This window comes from Nocardia sp. NRRL S-836, assembly GCF_001279525.1.
GTDB lineage: Bacteria > Actinomycetota > Actinomycetes > Mycobacteriales > Pseudonocardiaceae > Lentzea.
This window is the reverse complement of the sequence record NZ_LGDY01000177.1, coordinates 1-16816: the sequence shown is the minus strand read 5'-3', so window position 1 is coordinate 16816 and position 16816 is coordinate 1. Positions and strand designations below refer to the sequence as shown.

18 protein-coding genes and 3 tRNA genes are annotated in these 16816 nt (G+C 70.6%); 11 read left to right on the top strand and 10 right to left on the bottom strand.

Going from position 1 to position 16816, the window contains the following annotated elements:
- Positions 1-17 precede the first annotated feature (17 nt).
- Positions 18-428 carry a PPOX class F420-dependent oxidoreductase gene (locus ADL03_RS43815; protein ID WP_053739576.1) on the bottom strand — a complete coding sequence of 137 codons (411 nt, stop codon included), beginning with the start codon at positions 426-428 and terminating at the stop codon, positions 18-20.
- A gap of 34 nt (positions 429-462) precedes the next feature.
- Here ADL03_RS43815 and ADL03_RS43810 point away from each other — a divergent pair, with 34 nt between their 5' ends.
- Both ADL03_RS43810 and ADL03_RS43805 read left to right on the top strand, forming a co-directional pair.
- A complete protein-coding gene (locus ADL03_RS43810; protein WP_053739575.1) occupies positions 463-1278 on the top strand; it encodes an oxygenase MpaB family protein in 816 nt (271 codons plus the stop codon).
- Positions 1279-1360: 82 nt separating this feature from the next.
- On the top strand, positions 1361-2176 hold the full coding sequence (locus tag ADL03_RS43805; protein WP_053739712.1) for a glutamate ABC transporter substrate-binding protein: 816 nt from the start codon (positions 1361-1363) through the stop codon (positions 2174-2176).
- Here the strand turns inward: ADL03_RS43805 and ADL03_RS43800 are convergent.
- On the bottom strand, positions 2173-3318 hold the full coding sequence (locus tag ADL03_RS43800; protein ID WP_157529793.1) for an Ig-like domain-containing protein: 1146 nt from the start codon (positions 3316-3318) through the stop codon (positions 2173-2175). The genes ADL03_RS43805 and ADL03_RS43800 overlap by 4 nt on opposite strands.
- A 324-nt stretch (positions 3319-3642) precedes the next feature.
- On the opposite strand from ADL03_RS43800, the gene ADL03_RS43795 reads away from it, so the two are divergent.
- Positions 3643-3846 (top strand): cold-shock protein, encoded by a 204-nt coding sequence (locus tag ADL03_RS43795; RefSeq protein ID WP_030473173.1) that lies wholly within the window; start codon positions 3643-3645, stop codon positions 3844-3846.
- Between the two features lie 88 nt (positions 3847-3934).
- On the opposite strand, the gene ADL03_RS43790 is transcribed toward ADL03_RS43795, so the two are convergent.
- From ADL03_RS43790 to ADL03_RS43775, 4 genes are all read right to left on the bottom strand, one after another.
- Positions 3935-4234 (bottom strand): hypothetical protein, encoded by a 300-nt coding sequence (locus ADL03_RS43790; RefSeq protein ID WP_053739573.1) that lies wholly within the window; start codon positions 4232-4234, stop codon positions 3935-3937.
- A gap of 366 nt (positions 4235-4600) precedes the next feature.
- Positions 4601-6841 carry a cation-translocating P-type ATPase gene (locus ADL03_RS43785; RefSeq protein ID WP_082374065.1) on the bottom strand — a complete coding sequence of 747 codons (2241 nt, stop codon included), beginning with the start codon at positions 6839-6841 and terminating at the stop codon, positions 4601-4603.
- Positions 6841-7047 carry a heavy-metal-associated domain-containing protein gene (locus ADL03_RS43780; RefSeq protein WP_053739572.1) on the bottom strand — a complete coding sequence of 69 codons (207 nt, stop codon included), beginning with the start codon at positions 7045-7047 and terminating at the stop codon, positions 6841-6843. The genes ADL03_RS43785 and ADL03_RS43780 overlap by 1 nt, the downstream gene beginning before the upstream one ends.
- A gap of 56 nt (positions 7048-7103) precedes the next feature.
- Positions 7104-7388, bottom strand: coding sequence for a hypothetical protein (locus ADL03_RS43775; protein WP_053739571.1), 285 nt, complete (start codon positions 7386-7388; stop codon positions 7104-7106).
- A 155-nt stretch (positions 7389-7543) separates the two neighbouring features.
- Between ADL03_RS43775 and ADL03_RS43770 the strand changes: the two genes are divergently transcribed.
- The 5 genes from ADL03_RS43770 to ADL03_RS43750 all read left to right on the top strand — a co-directional run bounded on the left by ADL03_RS43770 (position 7544) and on the right by ADL03_RS43750 (position 9056).
- A complete protein-coding gene (locus ADL03_RS43770; RefSeq protein ID WP_053739570.1) occupies positions 7544-7789 on the top strand; it encodes a hypothetical protein in 246 nt (81 codons plus the stop codon).
- Between the two features lie 125 nt (positions 7790-7914).
- Positions 7915-8529: a ScbR family autoregulator-binding transcription factor gene (locus ADL03_RS43765; RefSeq protein WP_053739569.1), complete on the top strand. Its 615-nt coding sequence runs from the start codon at positions 7915-7917 to the stop codon at positions 8527-8529.
- A gap of 235 nt (positions 8530-8764) precedes the next feature.
- Positions 8765-8837: transfer RNA gene (locus ADL03_RS43760), tRNA-Glu, on the top strand.
- A 54-nt stretch (positions 8838-8891) separates the two neighbouring features.
- A tRNA-Asp gene (locus tag ADL03_RS43755) sits at positions 8892-8965 on the top strand.
- A 17-nt stretch (positions 8966-8982) separates the two neighbouring features.
- Positions 8983-9056, top strand: a tRNA-Phe gene (locus ADL03_RS43750).
- 84 nt (positions 9057-9140) lie between these two features.
- Here ADL03_RS43750 and ADL03_RS43745 read toward each other — a convergent pair.
- Complete coding sequence (locus tag ADL03_RS43745) at positions 9141-9842, bottom strand: protein phosphatase 2C domain-containing protein (RefSeq protein ID WP_053739568.1); 702 nt, start codon at positions 9840-9842, stop codon at positions 9141-9143.
- 61 nt (positions 9843-9903) lie between these two features.
- Here ADL03_RS43745 and ADL03_RS43740 point away from each other — a divergent pair, with 61 nt between their 5' ends.
- Together ADL03_RS43740 and ADL03_RS43735 are read left to right on the top strand one after the other, a co-directional pair.
- Complete coding sequence (locus ADL03_RS43740) at positions 9904-10113, top strand: helix-turn-helix domain-containing protein (protein ID WP_030473166.1); 210 nt, start codon at positions 9904-9906, stop codon at positions 10111-10113.
- Entirely contained in the window at positions 10110-10637 is a 528-nt protein-coding gene (locus ADL03_RS43735; protein WP_197289176.1) for a Clp protease N-terminal domain-containing protein, read from the top strand. The genes ADL03_RS43740 and ADL03_RS43735 overlap by 4 nt, the downstream gene beginning before the upstream one ends.
- On the opposite strand, the gene ADL03_RS43730 is transcribed toward ADL03_RS43735, so the two are convergent.
- Positions 10603-11142, bottom strand: coding sequence for a YitT family protein (locus ADL03_RS43730; RefSeq protein ID WP_231642870.1), 540 nt, complete (start codon positions 11140-11142; stop codon positions 10603-10605). The two genes, ADL03_RS43735 and ADL03_RS43730, sit on opposite strands and share 35 nt — an antisense overlap.
- A 160-nt stretch (positions 11143-11302) precedes the next feature.
- Here ADL03_RS43730 and ADL03_RS43725 point away from each other — a divergent pair, with 160 nt between their 5' ends.
- A complete protein-coding gene (locus ADL03_RS43725; protein WP_053739566.1) occupies positions 11303-12739 on the top strand; it encodes a PLP-dependent aminotransferase family protein in 1437 nt (478 codons plus the stop codon).
- A gap of 298 nt (positions 12740-13037) precedes the next feature.
- Here the strand turns inward: ADL03_RS43725 and ADL03_RS43720 are convergent, their stop codons facing one another.
- Positions 13038-14123: a hypothetical protein gene (locus tag ADL03_RS43720; RefSeq protein WP_053739565.1), complete on the bottom strand. Its 1086-nt coding sequence runs from the start codon at positions 14121-14123 to the stop codon at positions 13038-13040.
- A gap of 961 nt (positions 14124-15084) precedes the next feature.
- On the bottom strand, positions 15085-16816 hold a 1732-nt coding region (locus ADL03_RS43710; RefSeq protein ID WP_157529792.1), incomplete at its 5' end, for a CHAT domain-containing protein.

The following is a 16816-nucleotide window of genomic DNA, read 5'->3' as shown; positions in this document are numbered from 1 at the left end:
CCCGCTAACGGTGTTACTCAGCCGGTCCGGTCCGGCCCCGCGCCGGTCAGGGCGATGCGCAGGACCACCCGCTGCTCGCGTTCCATCGAGGCGCGGTACTCGTTCCAGTCGGGGTGCTCGCCGGAGATCGTCCGGTAGTACGCCACCAGCAGGTCCATCGCCTCGGGCAACGGCACGACCGTCGCCGTTCCCGCGATCTGGATCCACCGCCCGAAGAAGCTGTCCGGCAGCACGCACAGCCAGACGCGGGGATCACGTTGCACCTGCTTGGTCTTGTAGGCGGTCGCGCGCGTCGACACGAGCACGTCGCCGTTGTCGTCCAGTGCCACGAGCACCGGAGACATCGACGGCGTCCCGTCCGACTTCATCGCGCTGAACACCGCGCGGTGCTGGCTGCGGAGCACGTCCCGTGCCTGGTCGAGGTCCATGGCTTTCATCTTGGCCAGGCGCGACGATGCTCGCATGCTCGATGCGAACACGGTCAGTTGGCAGCTGCACGCGGACCCGACGATGTGGATCGCCGGGATCGCGAGCCTCTACCTCCAGGCGCTGCACCCGAAGGCGGTCGCGGGTGTCGTGCAGAACTCGAACTTCCAGGCCGACCCGCTCGGCCGGCTCAAGCGCACGGCGGACTTCGTCGGGCTCGGCGTCTACGGCACGAGCGAGGAGATCGCCACCGCCGCGGCACGGGTCCGCGCCACGCACCGCAGCCTGCGCGCCATCGACCAGGAAGGCAGAACGTTCCGCGTGGACGAACCGGAACTGCTGCTGTGGGTGCACTGCGCGGAGGTCCACTGCTTCGAGACCGTGCTCGACCGCGCCGGCTACGGCCTCACGGACCGGCAGAAAGACCGGTACTACGCGGAACAGCGGTTCGCGGCCACGCTCGTGGGCCTGCACGAGGAGGACGTTCCCGGTTCACGCCGGGAGATGGCGGAGTACTTCGACGCCATGCGGCCGTCGCTGCGCCGGACCGCCGACTCCGAGGTGATCTACGAGTTCCTGCACGGCCCGCCTGTCAAGGGGTGGCTTCGTCACGGCATTCCGCTCTACCGCGTGCTGATCGGGCATCTGGCGTACTCGGTGCTGCCCGAATGGGCCCTGGAGCTGCACGGTCACCGGCCGTACGCCGACGCGGACCGGTGGCTGCGAATCCTGCGCCGAACAGCGCTTTTGGTGCCCGGCAAAGTCCGCAGGATGGCGCCTCCCGGCCATCTGCGGCGTGCCGTCGAACGTGAGGGGCGTCATGTGACGCCCAGCCGGAGCAGGCTGCCGTAGTTGTCACACATCACAGTTGATTATCAGCGCAGGTACGTAGCATTGCTCACGACTCAAGACCACCCCCGGAAGGCCTGTCGTGATCCGTCGTGCTGCGCTTTTCGCCGCTGTAGCGGTGTTCGCCACCGCTTGTGGAAGCGGTGACACGGCCACCGTCGTCGGTCGAGCCGACTCCGGCAAACTGACCATCGGCATCCGTTACGACCAGCCGGGGATGAGCCAGCGGCGGCTCGACGGCCGGTACGTCGGCTTCGACGTCGACGTGGCGAAGTACGTGGCCAACGAGCTGGGTGTGAAGGAAAGCGGGATCACCTTCAAGGAGGCCCGCGGCGCCGTCCGGGAGTCGATGCTGCAGAGCGGCGAGGTCGACCTGGTCGTCGCGACCTACTCCATCACCGACGCGCGCAAGGAGAAGGTGGACTTCGCCGGCCCGTACTTCGAGACCGGCCAGGGCATGCTCGTCCGCTTCACCGAGCAGACGATCACCGGTCCGGAGACCCTGAACGGCCGCCAGCTGTGCTCGGTCAAGGGGTCCACGTCCGCGCAGAAGGTGAAGAACGACTACGCCAAGGGCGTGGTGCTGGTGGAGTACGGCCAGTACTCCGACTGTGTGATCGCTCTCATGGCCGGCAACGTCGACGCCGTCACCACCGACGAGGTGATCCTCGCGGGCTTCGCCGCCGAGAACCCGGAGCTGCTCAAGCTGGTCGGCAAGCCGTTCTCCAAGGAGCGCTACGGGATCGGCGTTCCCAAGGGGGACACCGAGAGCAGGGCCGAGGTCAACAAGGCCATCGAGAAGATGATTTCGAGCGGTGAGTGGAAGCGGGCGCTGGAACGCAACGTCGGCCCGTCGGGCTACGAGATCCCGGCGCCGCCCCAGATCACGGAGAAGTCCTAACCCACCACGGCGGACTTCGACCTCCAGGTCTCCCAGTCGAGCGCCCAGTCGTAGTAGTCGCGGTCGGCCGGTCCCAGCTTGACCGACGAGTTCAGCACCTCGACCGGGTCGCCGATCATCGTGAGGTCGAAGAAGGTTTTCGCGTCGGCCGGTGACAGGTTCGCGCAGCCGTGCGAGACGTTTTCCCTGCCCTGCGCGTACATCGAGCCGGCGTACTCGTGCACGAACTCGCCGTTGTTCGACAGCAGCACCGCCCAGGTGACCGGGACGTCCTTGTAGTTGAACACGGTGCTGGACATGGTGCGGCTGGCTTCCTTCTGCATCACCACGTGCGTGCCGGAGCGGGTGACCCGCCGCGGGTCGCTGTCCAGGCCGTACGAGGCGGGGAAGTCGTGCAGCTGCACGCCATCGCGGTAGATGACGAACCGGTGCGACTGCGTGTCCGCCTTGACCACCAGGGCCCGGTCCGCGATCGCGAACTGCACGTGCAGGTCGGAGGCGCCGTACGCACCGCCGCCGAACGGCACGCCGTAGACGTTGACGTCCACGGAGACCTGCGTGCCGGGCTTGTAGTACTCCTTCGGCCGCCAGTGCGCCTCGCGGTCGGACAGCCACGCCCACGCGCCCTCGGTCGGCACCGAGGTCGTGACGGTCATGGCCTTCTGCACCGAAGCCTTGTCCTGCACCGGTGCGCTGAACGTGATCTTGATCGGCATCGCGACGCCGTAGGTCTGGTGGTCGCCGACGTTCGCCGTCGCCGTGGTCAACCGGGCCGGCTTCACCGTCCGGAACGAGCCGGTGACCGGCACCTCCGCGCCGTCCTCACCCCTGGCCGACCCCGACCACGTGTAAGCCTTGTCGTAGCCCAGGTCCTCGGTCGCCACCCACCGGTCCCCGGCCGGCTCACCCTTGACCACGCGGCCGTCCGCGCCGGTCAGCGCGACGGACTCGAGCTTGCCGCCGGTCACCCCGACCTGGAACGGACCCGCCGGGCTGATCCCCTCACCCGACGCGGGCGTGACGGTCACCGCCGCCTTCGCCTTCTCCTGCACGACCGGGGCGTCCGGCACCGACGGTGCGTCAGGTGCGGCGCCGCAGGCGGCCAACCCCAGCAGTACTGCCAACAACAACGGCCGGAACACGCACTCTCCCCAAGATCCCCCGGTACTGATGCTGAGAGGACGCGCGAGCCATCGACGAGTTGCTCATGGACTCGCGATCACCCTTGTGGCCCAGTGCCTTTACCCCTGTTGAGGCACTGCGCTGGCTCAATTTCACCAGTAGTGCTATGACGCGGCACACGTTAGGCTCTTCCGCGCAGGCCGTGGTTTCTGTGTTCGTGCTTCACACGCTCGCGGAACGACACGCGGGCGTGCTGTGCGCTCGATTCGAGCGAGCTGAACGCCCCCGGGACGGCCGGGGTTGCACGGTGCAGCCCCAAGCTTTCCTGCGATGGAGGCAGGTACATGGCACAGGGCACTGTCAAGTGGTTCAACTCTGAAAAGGGCTTCGGCTTCATCGCCCAGGACAACGGCGGCGCTGACGTCTTCGTCCACTACTCGGAGATCCAGGGTCAGGGCTTCCGCACCCTGGAGGAGAACCAGCGCGTGGAGTTCGAGGTCGGTCAGGGCACGAAGGGCCCGCAGGCCCAGAACGTCCGCGCCATCTGATCTGATTCGCCGCAGCTAGTCGTACGTGAGAAGGACCCTCGGCCGGGCTCGGCCGAGGGTCCTTCTTCGTGTCGGGACTGCGTGGGGGCTAGTTGCCGCGCTGGCGCGCTTCCCACTCCAGTCGCTGCATGACCCACTCCGTGGCGAGCGCCTGCGGGGAGGTCTGGCGCTCTGCTGCGAGCTCCTTCAACTGCTCGTTGGCCATCAGCTGGAGGCGCAGCTGGTACACCTGCGCGTTGCCGAAGCCCGAGGCGGTGGTCTCGTTGTCCGAGTCCGGGGCCAGTGCGGCCAGGTAAGAGGTCAGCTCCTCGTCGGGCGTCGTCTCCTGCGGTTCGTCCGCTGGGCGGTGACGGCCGGACTTGGAGCGTCCGAGGGATCCGATAGGCACCGGAACACGATAACGGCTCGGTCACGGAACCCAAACCCCTGTGACCTGAGTCACCTAGAGATGCAAGCCCTGGGGCCGCACGCGGGGAGCCTTCGTACTCCTCGGGATGCCACGCGGAGCCTTCGTACGACAGGAGCGGCCGGAAGGTCCCCACGTGCGGCGAGCCGGGCAACGCCGGGCAACTCCGGGGGTTCGGGGGCTTGCCCCCGACTGGGGTCTGGGGGCTCGGCCCCCAGAAGACACCTCCACGGCCAGGCGGCGAGGCGTCAGCCGAGCAGCCTTGGAGAGGACGAGGAGAGGCCCCCGCGCCAGGGGGAGGAACGCGGGGGCCGGAGGGGATCTCCACAGGCGCTGACCGGGGGTGTGTCAGCAATCGGATTGTTGCACGCGCACGCGGTCTCGCGGGAGAGGTTGCGCAGAAGATTCTTGGGTCGCCAATGGGCGGAATCGACGCAGTCGCAAGCTGTTGGTCACCACGAACACGCTGCTGAAGGCCATCGCGGCCCCCGCGAGCATCGGGTTGAGCAGTCCGAGCGCCGCGAGCGGGAGTCCAGCGACGTTGTAGGCGAACGCCCAGAAGAGGTTGCCCTTGATCGTGCCCAAAGTCTTGCGGGACAACCGGATGGCGTCGGCCGCGACGCGCAGGTCGCCGCGCACCAGGGTCAGGTCGCTCGCCTCGATGGCCGCGTCGGTGCCGGTTCCCATGGCCAGCCCCAGGTCCGCGGCCGCCAAGGCGGGCGCGTCGTTCACGCCGTCGCCGACCATGGCCACAACTCGGCCCTGTGCCTGGAGATTCCGCACGGCTTCGACTTTGCCGGCGGGCAGCACGTCGGCGATGACCTCGTCGATGCCGACCTCGCGCGCGACCGCGGCGGCCACGGTGGCGTTGTCTCCCGTCAGCAGGACAGGCCGCAGGCCCAGCGAGCGCAGGTCCTGAACAGCCTGTGCGGACGTGGGTTTCACGGCGTCCGCGACGACGACGAGTCCGACGACCTTGTCATCAAAGGAAACCGCGACAACCGTGCGAGCGGCGTGTGCAACCGCGGCCGCCGACAAGGAGCCGGGCAGCTCGACGTTCCCCAGCCGCCCCACGACGACGCGCCGGCCGTCGACCACGCCGCTGACACCGACGCCATCGGTGGACACGAAGTCGGAAACGGGCCTCAGTTCCGGTATCTCGCGCACGATCGCCGCCGCGACGGGGTGTTCGGACGCGTTCTCGACCGCCGCCGCGAACAGCAGCACCTCGTCGCGGGAGACGCCGTCGGCCGGGATCACGTCGACGAGCGTCAACCGGCCCGTCGTGACGGTCCCGGTCTTGTCGAGGACCACGGTGTCCACGCGCCGCGTCGACTCCAGCACCTCCGGGCCCTTCACCAGGATCCCGAGCTGGGCGCCGCGGCCGGTGCCCACGAGCAACGCCGTCGGCGTCGCGAGGCCCAGCGCGCACGGGCACGCGATCACCAGCACCGCCACGGCCGCCGTGACCGCGAACTCCAGCGGGCGGCCGGCGAGCAGCCACGCGCCGAACGCCACCACGGCGATCCCGGCGACGACCGGGACGAACACGGCAGAAACCCGGTCCGCGAGCCGTTGCACGTCGGCCTTGCCCGCCTGGGCCTGTTCGACCAGCCGGGCCATCCGCGCGAGCTGCGTGTCCGCGCCCACCGAGCGGGCCTCGACGACCAGGCGGCCACCCGCGTTGACCGTGCCGCCGACGACCGCCGCGCCCTCCCGCACCTCGATCGGCACGGATTCGCCGGTGACCATCGAGGCGTCCACGGCCGAGCTGCCCTCGACCACTGCGCCGTCCGTGGCGATGCGCTCACCCGGACGGACCACGAAGCGTTCGCCGACCCGGAGCTGCCCGACCGGAACGCGGGTCTCCACGCCGTCGCGCAGCACCGCCACGTCCTTGGCGCCGAGCGTCAGCAACGCCCGCAGCGCGGCACCCGCGCTGCGCTTGGAACGGGCCTCCAGCCAGCGCCCCAGCAGCAGGAACACGGTCACGCCGACCGCGACCTCGAGGTAGATGTCGCCGGTGGACGCGGGCCGCGGCAGCAGGCTGAACCCGTGCCGCATGCCGATCGTCCCGGCGGTGCCGAACACCAGCGCGTGCAGTGACCACAGGTACGAGACCGTGACGCCCAGCGACACGAGGGTGTCCATCGTGCCGGCGCCGTGCCTCAGGTTGACCGCCGCCGCACGGTGGAACGGCCAGCCGCACACCCACACGACGACGCTCGCGAGCGCCAGCGACACCCACTGCCAGGTGGGGAACTGCCAGGCGGGGACCATCGAGAACGCGATCACCGGCGCGCCCAGCGCGGCCGCCAGCACGAACCTCAGCCGCAGGTCACCGGCGTCGTGGTCGGCGGGCTCCTGCCGCGGCTCCGCGGCGTCGTACCCCGCCGCGCGCACGGTCGACACCAGGTCGTCCACGCGCATCCCCACCGGGAACCGGACGCTGGCCTTCTCGGTCGCGTAGTTCACGGTGGCGCGGACGCCGTCGAGCCGGTTCAGCTTGCGCTCCACCCGCCGCGCGCACGAGGCGCACGTCATGCCGCTGATGCTGAGCTCGACGTGGCGCGGCTCGGTGGTGGTCATCAGGCGACCTGGTACCCGGCCTCGGTCACGGCGGCGACGACCTCGGCCCGGTCGAGCTCGCGGTCGCTGGTGACGGTCACCGCGCCGGTCTCCAGCACCACGTCGACGCCGGTCACGCCGGTGACCTCGGAGAGTTCCTCGGTGACCGAGCTGACGCAGTGGCCGCAGGTCATGCCGGTGACGGTGTAGGTGGCAGTGACGGACATGGGGGTCCCTTCCTCTCGATCGGGACCCCGATGATACCCACCCAGGGTATGGCGCTCTACTGAGGACCGTCGGGTTTCGGCTGGTCCAGGTTCTGGATGTCCTGTTCGATCTTGTTCACCAGCGAGTCGAGGCCGGCGAGCATCTCGTCCAGCTGGGCCATCCGGGCGCCGAACGCGGACTCGATGTCGGCGTCGATGGTCTCCAGGTTGATCCCGCTGATGGCCTTCAGGATCTCCTCGGGGTCCGGCGCCGGCGGGACGTTCCCGAGCTGCGGTTCCGGGGTGTGATGCGCGTTTTGGCCCTCTGCATCGGGGGAAGGCTCCGGCGTGGGGTCGGTCATCGGTCCATCTTCCACTGGTGAGCTCCCCGGCAGTCACGCAGCACACCTGTACGGAAAGTAACGCTGGGTGTTGGTGGAATCACTCTGCGGGGGGCTGCGGCCGTTGTCCCAGGTCGCTTAGCCTCGCGCCAACCTCAAGTCGGGGAGGGCCACTCATGAGCGGGTCACTGGAAGTGCGCAAGTTCCTGTGGACGCAGGACGACGGCATGCAGAGGCAGGGCGGCCCCAGCGTGCCGGCCCAGCGCAGCGGAGAGCCCTCGCGGATCTCCGACGAACAGGTCCACCGGGCGCGGCTCGCTGTCGCGCGCAGCGCCCTGGGCACCGAGGACTGCAGGATGCTGCTCGACATGCTGGGGTTGTCACCCGGCGAGGACGGCGGGGCGCCACAGGTCCAGCGGTAGGCGGGTACGGCAGAGCAGAAGCGGCCCTGAGCGAGGCGCGCACCCCCCGGAGCGCGTCTCGAACCAGGGCCGCATCTCGAAACATACCCACCGGTCTCTTTAGCGGCAACGACTAACCTGGAGCCATGCCCCAGCAGGATCGGGCGTATGCGACACGGGAGGCGATTCTCCGCGCCGCGGCGCAGGAGTTCGACCGGCTCGGCTACGACCGCACGTCGCTGACCGCCGTGCTCGCGCGTGCCGGGCTGACCAAGGGCGCGTTCTACTTCCACTTCGCGTCCAAGGAAGCCGTCGCCGGCGCGCTGATCGCCTACCAGCACGACCTGTGGGTGGAGCTGCGGCAACGGTGGGGCGAGCGCGGCCTGGACCCGTTGCACACGCTCATCGGCATGATCGTGGAGTCCGCCGACCGGATGGCGGGCGACGTCGTGCTGCGCGCGGGCGTGCGGCTGACCGCCGACCGCGAGGTCGGCTATCCGGGCGTGCCGAACTCGCACCTCATGTGGGAGAAGATGATCGCCGCCTACGTGGCGGAGGCGGGCGAGTGCGGCCACCTGCGCGAGGGCGTCGACCCGGAGGCGGTGGCGCGGACGCTCTCCGGTGCCGCGCTCGGGGCCCGGCTGATCTCCTCGGCGACCACCCGGTGCGCCGACTTCCCCGGCCGGCTGCGCGAGGTGCTCGGGCTGGTGCTGCCCTCCGTCGCGAACGACGCCTGGCTGAGCGCCGCGGACGACCTCTGACGAGTTACCCAGGTCACACAAGATCCCTTGCGGCACCCGGTTCAGGCCGGGTTCACGACCCATTCGGCCGTTGAGCTGGCCTTTGTCGTTTCACGGGCCCTCGCGAAGATCGGAACGCGCGCTCGTCCAGACGGCTTCTTCGAACGGTTTGGGCAGGTCAGAGCATAAGTGGGACCCCGTTTTGGAGGTGCGCGGACCTATGTCATATGCTTACGATGCTTCCAGAGACCAGCTAGTCCCCATCATCTAGCGGCCTAGGATCCCGCCCTTTCAAGGCGGTCGCGCGGGTTCGAATCCCGTTGGGGGCACGCAGTAAAGCAAGATGATGCAGTAAGGTACGATCTGCAAGGCAGCAAGAGCAAGGCCCAGTGGCGCAGTTGGTTAGCGCGTCGCCCTGTCACGGCGAAGGTCGCGGGTTCGAGTCCCGTCTGGGTCGCTTTTCTTCAGTCTCATGGCCAGGTAGCTCAGTTGGTACGAGCGACCGCCTGAAAAGCGGTAGGTCGGCGGTTCGACCCCGCCCCTGGCCATCCTTCTTCGAAAGAAGCCTCGCGACCATCGCGGGGCTTCTTTCGTTTTGCGCTCATCCGCAGAGGAAAGACGGGCGCCCCCTCTCACAGCCGCAGCCGGGCGATCGCCTGGTCGTCGTGCGTTTTGTAGCGCGGCCACCGGGTGTGTTCCGGATCACCGCGTTCCGCCGCGCGAATTCGGTCGAGGGCATCGGCCAGTGGCAGCTCCGCGAGCTCTTCCCAGGAGAACAGTCCGTACTCGGACACTCCACACGAGACACCGTCGGTGGCGACGACCACCTTCTCGACCGCTGAACGCGGCCAGCTCGCGGTCAGCGCCTGCCGTCCCGCCTCGGGATCGGCCTCCGCCACCCAGTAGCCACCCGGCTTGTTCTTCCACCGCAGGATGTCCGGGTCCGGTCGCAGGTCCGCCAGCCGGGTGTCCTCGACCACCTCGGTCGTCCGTCCGAACGCGACGACCGGGGTGTCGCACAGGACGAGCGCGTCGATCTTCTCGTCGTTCCACCGCACGATCGCCGCGGTGGCGGCCGGTGAGTCGCCGGGGACGAGGTCGTGCCGTTCGGCCAGGTTCGCGATCGCCTGGGCGAGGAGGTCGGTCAGCGCGGTCTCGGCGTCCAGCAGTCGACCTAGCTCGTCGGCGAGCTGCGTGGCGTACCAGCCGCCGTTGCGGTCGGGCGGCCGGCGTGAGGTGACGCCGTCCAGCACCACGACCGCGTTGGGCAGCACGCGGATCCGGTCTTCGGTGCTGCGCCCCGGAGCGCCCTGTTCGGCGGTCTCGATCACCACGCCCCCACCGTACGTGTCAACTATGGTTGACGGATGCGGATTGTCAACGTACGTTGACAGCATGACGGAAGCGACGGATCTCGCCACAGCGGCTGGGGATCGCGACCCGAAGGTCGGGTTGCGGGCCGTCAGCGCGTTGCGGCGACTGCTCGAACACCTGGAAGCGGCCCAGGTCCGCAGTGCGCGGGCGCAGGGCTGGTCGTGGCAGGACATCGCGGCGGAGCTCGGGGTGTCCCGCCAGGCGGTGCACAAGAAGCACGGGGGACGATGATGATCGCGGAGCGGTTCACGAAACAGGCGCGCGAGGCCGTGAAGAAGGCGGTCGCGGACGCGGAACGGGTGCACGCCGGCGAGGTCGGCGTGGAGCACCTGCTGCTGGCGTTGCTCGACGCGCCGGTACTGCACGGGTTCGACCTGCCGCGTGACGAGCTGGAGGCGGCGTTCCGCGACTACCGGCGCAAGGGCGGGCTGACCAAGGCGGACGCGGAAGCGTTGCGGGGCTTGGGGATCGACGTCGACCAAGTGATCGACTCGGTCGAGCAGTCGCTCGGCACCGGTGCGTTGCGGCCGGGCCCGCGGCGGCGGTGGTTCGGGCTGCCACTGGAGCCCGCCTTCAAGAAGGCGCTGGAGAACAGCCTGCGCGAGGCCCGCGACCTCGGCCACGACTTCCTGGGCGACGAGCACCTCGTGCTGGCGCTGTTGCAGGGCAGGGGAATCGTGGCCGAGGTGCTGGCCGAGCGCGGGGTCGACTACGCGGAGATCAGGAAACGGGCTGCGAGCGCTCGCGCCACGTGAGGTGCGGCAGGAACAGCTGCGACAGCGGGCCGATCCCGAGCGCGTACAGGATCGTGCCGATGCCGACGGTGCCGCCGAGCAGCCAGCCGGTGCCGAGCACCAGCAGCTCGATGACGGTGCGGACCACCCGCAGGGACACGCCCGTGCGACGGCAGAAACCGGTCACCATGCCGTCGCGCGGGCCCGGTCCGAGTCGCGAGCCCACGTAGGCGGCGAACGCGACCGCGTTCAGCACGATGCCGAGGGTCAGGAAGACGATCCGCGGCAGAAGTCCCTGCGGGGCGGGCAGGATCGCGAGCGTGGCGTCGACGGCGACCGCGATCACGACGACGTTCGCGATCGTGCCGACACCGGGTTTCTGCCGCAGCGGGATCCACAGCAGGAGCACGGCCACGCCGGTGATGGCGGTGATCAGGCCGAAGCTCAGCCCGGTGCGTTCGGCCAGACCCTCGTGCAGCACGTCCCACGGGTTCAGGCCGAGGGTCGCGCGGATCTGCAAGGCCATGCTCGCGCCGTAGAGCCACAGCCCTCCCACGAGCTGGGGGAGCCGGCGGACGGGTGAGACGGTCACGGAGACCTGGTGGAGTGCGGTGGGCGAGGCCATGTGGCCATACTGAGCCGCGATTGGCCTGGTAATCCATAGCCAATTCCGGATAATTGGCCTCATGCTCCCACCAGGTGGACGGATATCGGGTGCTCGACTGGCCCGGCTGCTCGGATCGTGGCGCAAGCTGGGTGCCCGGCAGGGCTCGGCCGACCTCGCCACCGCGATCCGGCTGCTCGTGGCCGACGGCCGGCTGCCGGTCGGCACCCGGCTGCCGTCCGAGCGCGAGCTGACCGAGGCGCTCCCGGTGAGCCGGACGACGATCACGGCCGCGCTCGACCAGCTGCGCGACGAAGGGTTGGTGGCGTCGCGGCGCGGCGCGGGGTCGTGGATCAACGGTCCGATCGGGGGCGGCGGCGGGATCGTCGGCGGTGACGACACGTTGATCGACCTGACCCGGTGCGCGCCACCCGCGCACACCGGGCTGCGCCAGGCGATGTCCGCGGCGATGACGCAGATGCCCGAGCACCTGATGTCGCACGGGTACCACGAGCGCGGCCTGCCCGTGCTGCGCCAGGCGATCGCCGACCGGTACACCGCGAGGGGACTGCCGACCTCCGCGGAGCAGATCGTGGTCACGTCGGGCGCGCAGCACGCGTGGGCGCTGGCGCTGCGCCTGTTCGCCGGGCCGGGCGACCGGGTGCTCGTGGAGCAGCCGACCTACCCCAACGCGCTGGAGGCGGTCCGGGCGGCATCGGCGATCCCCGTGCCGGTGCCGATGACGGACGACGGCTGGGAGGTCGACGCCTACGAGGCGGCGCTGCGGCAGGCGGGCCCCCGGCTGGCCTACCTGATCCCGGACTTCCAGAACCCGACCGGGGCGCTGCTGCCCTCCGCCGGACGGGAGGCGCTCGCCGCCGCGCTGCGCAAGGCGCACACGCCGGTCGTCGTGGACGAGACGCTGGTCGAGCTGTCGCTGTCCGACGAGCCGATGCCGTTGCCGATGGCGGCGTTCGGCGGGGATCTGGTCGTGACGCTGGGATCGGCGAGCAAGTCGCACTGGGGTGGACTGCGCGTCGGGTGGATCCGTGCGTCCGCGGAGATCGTGCACCGCCTCATGTCCACGCGGGCGGCCATCGACCTCGGCACGCCGGTGTTCGAGCAGTTGGTGATGGCCGAGCTGCTGAAGGATCCGGAACCCGTGCTGCGGCAACGACGACTGGAGTTCGCCGCTCAGCGCGACGTGGCGGCGGAGGCGCTGGCGCTGCACTGTCCACAGTGGAGCTTCAAGGTCCCGGCAGGCGGGCTCGGGCTGTGGTGCACGCTCGACGCGCCGGTGAGCACCCGGATCGCCGTGGTGGCGCAGAACCACGGACTTCGTTTGGTCCCAGGTCCTCGATGGGCGGTGCACGGCGGGTGCGAACAGATGCTCCGAGTGCCCTACACGCAGTCGCCCGAAGTGCTGCGCGAGGCGATAGCCCGTTTGGGCGTGGTGGCTGCATCCGTTGCGGGGACCGGGTTTCCGGCGGACGCCGACCTCGCGGTACCGGTCGCGTGAGACACGTCGGCCCGGCCTCCCACAGCGGTGGAGGCCGGGCCGACGAACTTGCCACCGGATGGCCTGCGGCGGGGGACGTCCCAGGGATTTGACGTCCCCCGTCCGCAGGTTTCCCGTGCGGTCCGAGGCTGCGGGGGCAGCGCGGCACTCGGACCAGACCCGACCTGCCAGGGCGCGGTTGGCAGGTCAGGAAGACTGGGGGTTCCTTGCGTACAACGGGGAATACGTGGAGGAGTTACTGGCGCGACGGAACTGAACGGTCACGAATCGCGCAGAGGACAGACCTGTCCTGTTCGACTCAGTCGGGTGACGTGCTCGGCAGGCCGGGAAGGCTGCCGGGGGACCGACCGTCGCGGCGTTCCTCGACCGACCACGTGGCCGGCGGGAACAGCTCGTTGCGCGACGCGAGAACGGCGAGCACGCCGCGCGTGCCGCCGGAGTTGTCGGTGGGGCTCGACGACGCGGAGGCCGTCGCGGTGACCGGAGCGGGCTGCGGCGCCGGCATGGGCGCGTCGTGGCCGGGCTCGGTCCAGGTGAGGTCGGCCTGAACGGCCGGTGCGGGCTGGGGCGCCGTGTGCACGAACGCGTCGCGCAGCAGTGGCCCGGTCTTCTTCGTGGCCACGGCGTGCGCCCGTGCGGGCTGCGGTGCTGGTGCGGGGAGCGCGGCGGCGGCCTTCGCGGCCAGCCGGGCGGCACGGGCCTGGGCCTTCGCCCTCAGCACCTCGGGCGGCGCCCGGTTGGAGATGGTGCCGGACCGGGAGTTGGAGTGCGAGCCGCCGCTGAAGTCCAGCGTCGGGCCGTCGTCGTCCTCGTCCGCCGGGTCCTCCGGCCTGTTCGGCGCGATGACGTCCGGGGCCGGGATGTGCGTGATCGGCTCGTGCTGCTCGGCGAGGGACGTGGTGAACGCGGTGGCCCACCCGGCCGGGTCGTAGAACAGGCCGGGGGCGTCGAACGCGGCCGCGAACGCCTCGGGCCCGTCGGCCGGTGCCTTGTCCGGGACGGACGGTGCCTCGGCCTGGACGAGCGCCAGGGTGCCGGTCGGGGAGTCGGTCGAGGGTGCTGCCGGGGACTCGGCCGGGGTTGCGGCTGCGGGCTCGGCAGGGGAGTCGGTCAGGGGCGGCGTGGTTCCGGTCGACGGCTCCGCCGGGGTGCCGGTTAACGTGCCGGGCTCAATCTGTGGCTCGGCCGACGGCTGTGCGGCGGGCTCGATCGACTGGAAGGCGGTCAGCGCCGGTGCCTCGACCGTGATCTCCACGGCGGGCGGCGCGTCGGTGTGCTCCGGGCCGGCGGCGGCGACGTGGCCGCCCATCAGCCAGGCCGCGGCCGTGAACCCGCCGAGGGCAGCGGCCCGCAGCAGCAGTGCGACAGCTCCACCACCGGCCACAGGATCACCACCGTCCACCGTTCAGGTCACCGCCAACGCCAACAGCGCCGTCGGAGGTCGACGTTGACCTAATGTCTAGCACCGGTGAGTGGTTTTGCGAACCAACTGGCCACAAAACACTCGGAAGGGCGGTCACGTGCGGCTGTCCGGGTTGCCCTGGTCAGGCACGCACACCGTCTGTGTCGTCATCGGATCGAGTGACTTTGCGTCTCGCTCCCCTGTGGAGCGTGTCGGGGCGCGGGATCGTGTCCGCTGTGGACGCACCGAAGCAGGTCAACAGCCTCTCTGAGCTGGTCGATCACGCGTCTGAGGCCCTCGGCCCAGTGCACGTGCATGATCCTGGCGGCCCGAACGAGTGTCTGCTCCGTTCGGGGGAACTTGTCGTGCTCCCGAGGGATGCACCCACTGTGCGCAAGCGTTTGCGCGGAATCTACTCCCACGAGGAGATCGCTGCGGGGGCCATCCGGATGCACGTGAAGCCGGCGCATGCACTGCGAGTGGCTGACATCGCCCGCGAGGTCGGTGCCACCCCGCACCACGTCCACCTGGCCTGCCCGATCATGATCGGCACCTCCCGGCCGGTCATCGGCGGCCACCTGCCGTCGTTGCGCGGCGAGGGCTCGGTCGCGTTGCTGGACACTCCTCTCGACGCCCCGCACGGCGCGTTGGTCGCCGGTGTGCTGCGGCACCACGGCGCCGCCGTCCGCCCGTTCCCGGTGCTGACGCCGTCGGGCTTCGGCTCCGACCTCGTCCTCGCCGCCGCCCTGCGCGCCACCCGCTCGCTGCCCGTGGTGCTCGTCGCCTCCGGCACCTACACGTTCGACGACGCCTGCCCGCCCGTCCTGGCCGACTGCGGGCGCACCGTCGTCGCCGCCGCGGGCAACGGCGGCTCCGACCGGCCGTGGTGGCCCGCAGCCCTGCCCGACGTGACCGCGGTCGGTGCGGCGGCCCCGTTCTCCGGTCACGGCTCGTGGGTGAACGTCATCGCCGAGGGCGTGGACGTGCCGGCCACGGTCGGCTCCACGCAGTCGCTGTGCACCGGCACGTCGTTCGCCGCCGCGCTGCACGCCGCCACCCTGGTCCCGGTGCCGTAGCAGCTGAACCCGAGGTGGGCGACGGCCCGTGCGGCCTCGGCGGGGTGGTCGATCCGCCGGTGCACCGCCGCCATGGCCTCACCGAGCCGCTGTTCCGGGACGGGGAGCACGCCGGCGATCACCGCCCTGGTGCCCGCGTCGAGGAACGCCCGCGCCAGGCCGGACTCGCAGGCCGACAGGACGACGACCTCGGGCGGGTTCTCGATGCGCGCGAGGTCGTAGCCGTAGAGCGGCCCGTCGGCGAGCTCCAGGTGGGAGAACAACGGGTTCTCGGTGTTCACGCGGCCGTGCGCGGCGATGTGCGCGACCCCGGCGCCTTCCAGGCCGCGCAGCACTTCGTCCACAGTGGACCCGAGCAGTACGCCACCGTGCTCCGCCCGCAGGGCGGTCACCTCCTCGTGCGCCAGGTCCGGCCCGGCGACCCACACCCTGCGGTCGTTGTGGCGTGGCGGTCGCCAGCGGTCCAGCCCAGGAAGCACGTGCACCCTCGGCCGGAGCGCGGCCCACGGCATGCCGTGCAGCACCCCGTCCGGCACCACCACGACCTCGTCCGTTTCCGGCAGCAGGTCGGTGTCGACGCTCCGCCCCGCCCGCACCGCAAGCCGGGCCGCGGCGACCAGCGCGTCCGGCTCCTGCACCGTGCGGACCTCCGTCGGCGTGACGGCCAGCATCCGTCCTCTGTGGACGATGAAGCTGACCACCGGCAGACCTTCCGGCACCGGTTCGCCGGCCGGTACCCGCGGTTCGGCGGCGACGGTGAGCCGGCGGATGTCCCGTTCCAGCACCTCGACCGGCCCGCCGAGCGCCCGAGCCCGCCGCAGCCTCGTCAACGCCGTGGCGAGCGCGGGATCGTTGGGCGGCAACGGTGACGGGTAGCTGCGGCGGTGTCGTTCACCCCACCGCAGCACCTCGCGCGGCGTCGTGGCCAGGTCGAGCGCGACCCCGGTCAGCTCCCGCCGCACCCACTCGTCGGCGAGCCCGGCCCCGTCCTGGTCGAGCACCCGCAACCCCGCACGGCACGCCGCCAGCGCACCCCGCCGGTCCGATCGCCTGGCCTGCGCGAGCCACCCCAGCGCCCTGGTCCGCGCCGGGCCGCGAAACCGTTGTGCAGCAACGGCATCGACCTCACCGGCGGCCAGCATCAGCTCGCTGTCCGGCCTGCCCGCCCTGCGGTAGAGCTTCAACGCCTCGGCGACGTCCCCTCTGCGCAACGCGCACCGCGCCCCGAGCAGCACCGCCTCCGGCGACCTCCGGTTGCACCGCCGCAACAACGCGAGCGCCGGCTCCAGCACCCGCCGCGCCTCCTCGTCCAGCCCCGCCGCGAGCAACGCCTCCGCCCGGTCGACCAGCGCCTCCGGCCGGCTGCCAGAGTCGAGCCCGGCCCGCGCCGCCGCCTCGTACCGCCGCAGGGCGAGCGGCAGGTCACCGGCCAGCATCGCCACGAACCCCCTGTTGTGCAGGCACATCGCGACCCGCCCACCCTCCCCGGCCGCCCGCAACGCCAACTCCGCCGCCGTGAAGTCCGCGTCGGCCTCGGCCAGCCGCAACGCCTGACAACGTGCGATCCCCCTGCCGATCAACGCGTTGGCGAGCCACCGC

Coding starts and splice junctions, on each gene's coding strand:
- ADL03_RS43740 (WP_030473166.1), top strand. CDS start 9,904: ATGACGGAAGCGACGGATCTCGCCACAGCGGCTGGGGATCGCGACCCG.
- ADL03_RS43795 (WP_030473173.1), top strand. CDS start 3,643: ATGGCACAGGGCACTGTCAAGTGGTTCAACTCTGAAAAGGGCTTCGGC.
- ADL03_RS43775 (WP_053739571.1), bottom strand. CDS start 7,388: ATGACCGACCCCACGCCGGAGCCTTCCCCCGATGCAGAGGGCCAAAAC.
- ADL03_RS43730 (WP_231642870.1), bottom strand. CDS start 11,142: ATGGCCTTGCAGATCCGCGCGACCCTCGGCCTGAACCCGTGGGACGTG.
- ADL03_RS43810 (WP_053739575.1), top strand. CDS start 463: ATGCTCGATGCGAACACGGTCAGTTGGCAGCTGCACGCGGACCCGACG.
- ADL03_RS43735 (WP_197289176.1), top strand. CDS start 10,110: ATGATGATCGCGGAGCGGTTCACGAAACAGGCGCGCGAGGCCGTGAAG.
- ADL03_RS43765 (WP_053739569.1), top strand. CDS start 7,915: ATGCCCCAGCAGGATCGGGCGTATGCGACACGGGAGGCGATTCTCCGC.
- ADL03_RS43725 (WP_053739566.1), top strand. CDS start 11,303: ATGCTCCCACCAGGTGGACGGATATCGGGTGCTCGACTGGCCCGGCTG.
- ADL03_RS43815 (WP_053739576.1), bottom strand. CDS start 428: ATGGACCTCGACCAGGCACGGGACGTGCTCCGCAGCCAGCACCGCGCG.
- ADL03_RS43770 (WP_053739570.1), top strand. CDS start 7,544: ATGAGCGGGTCACTGGAAGTGCGCAAGTTCCTGTGGACGCAGGACGAC.
- ADL03_RS43785 (WP_082374065.1), bottom strand. CDS start 6,841: ATGACCACCACCGAGCCGCGCCACGTCGAGCTCAGCATCAGCGGCATG.
- ADL03_RS43780 (WP_053739572.1), bottom strand. CDS start 7,047: ATGTCCGTCACTGCCACCTACACCGTCACCGGCATGACCTGCGGCCAC.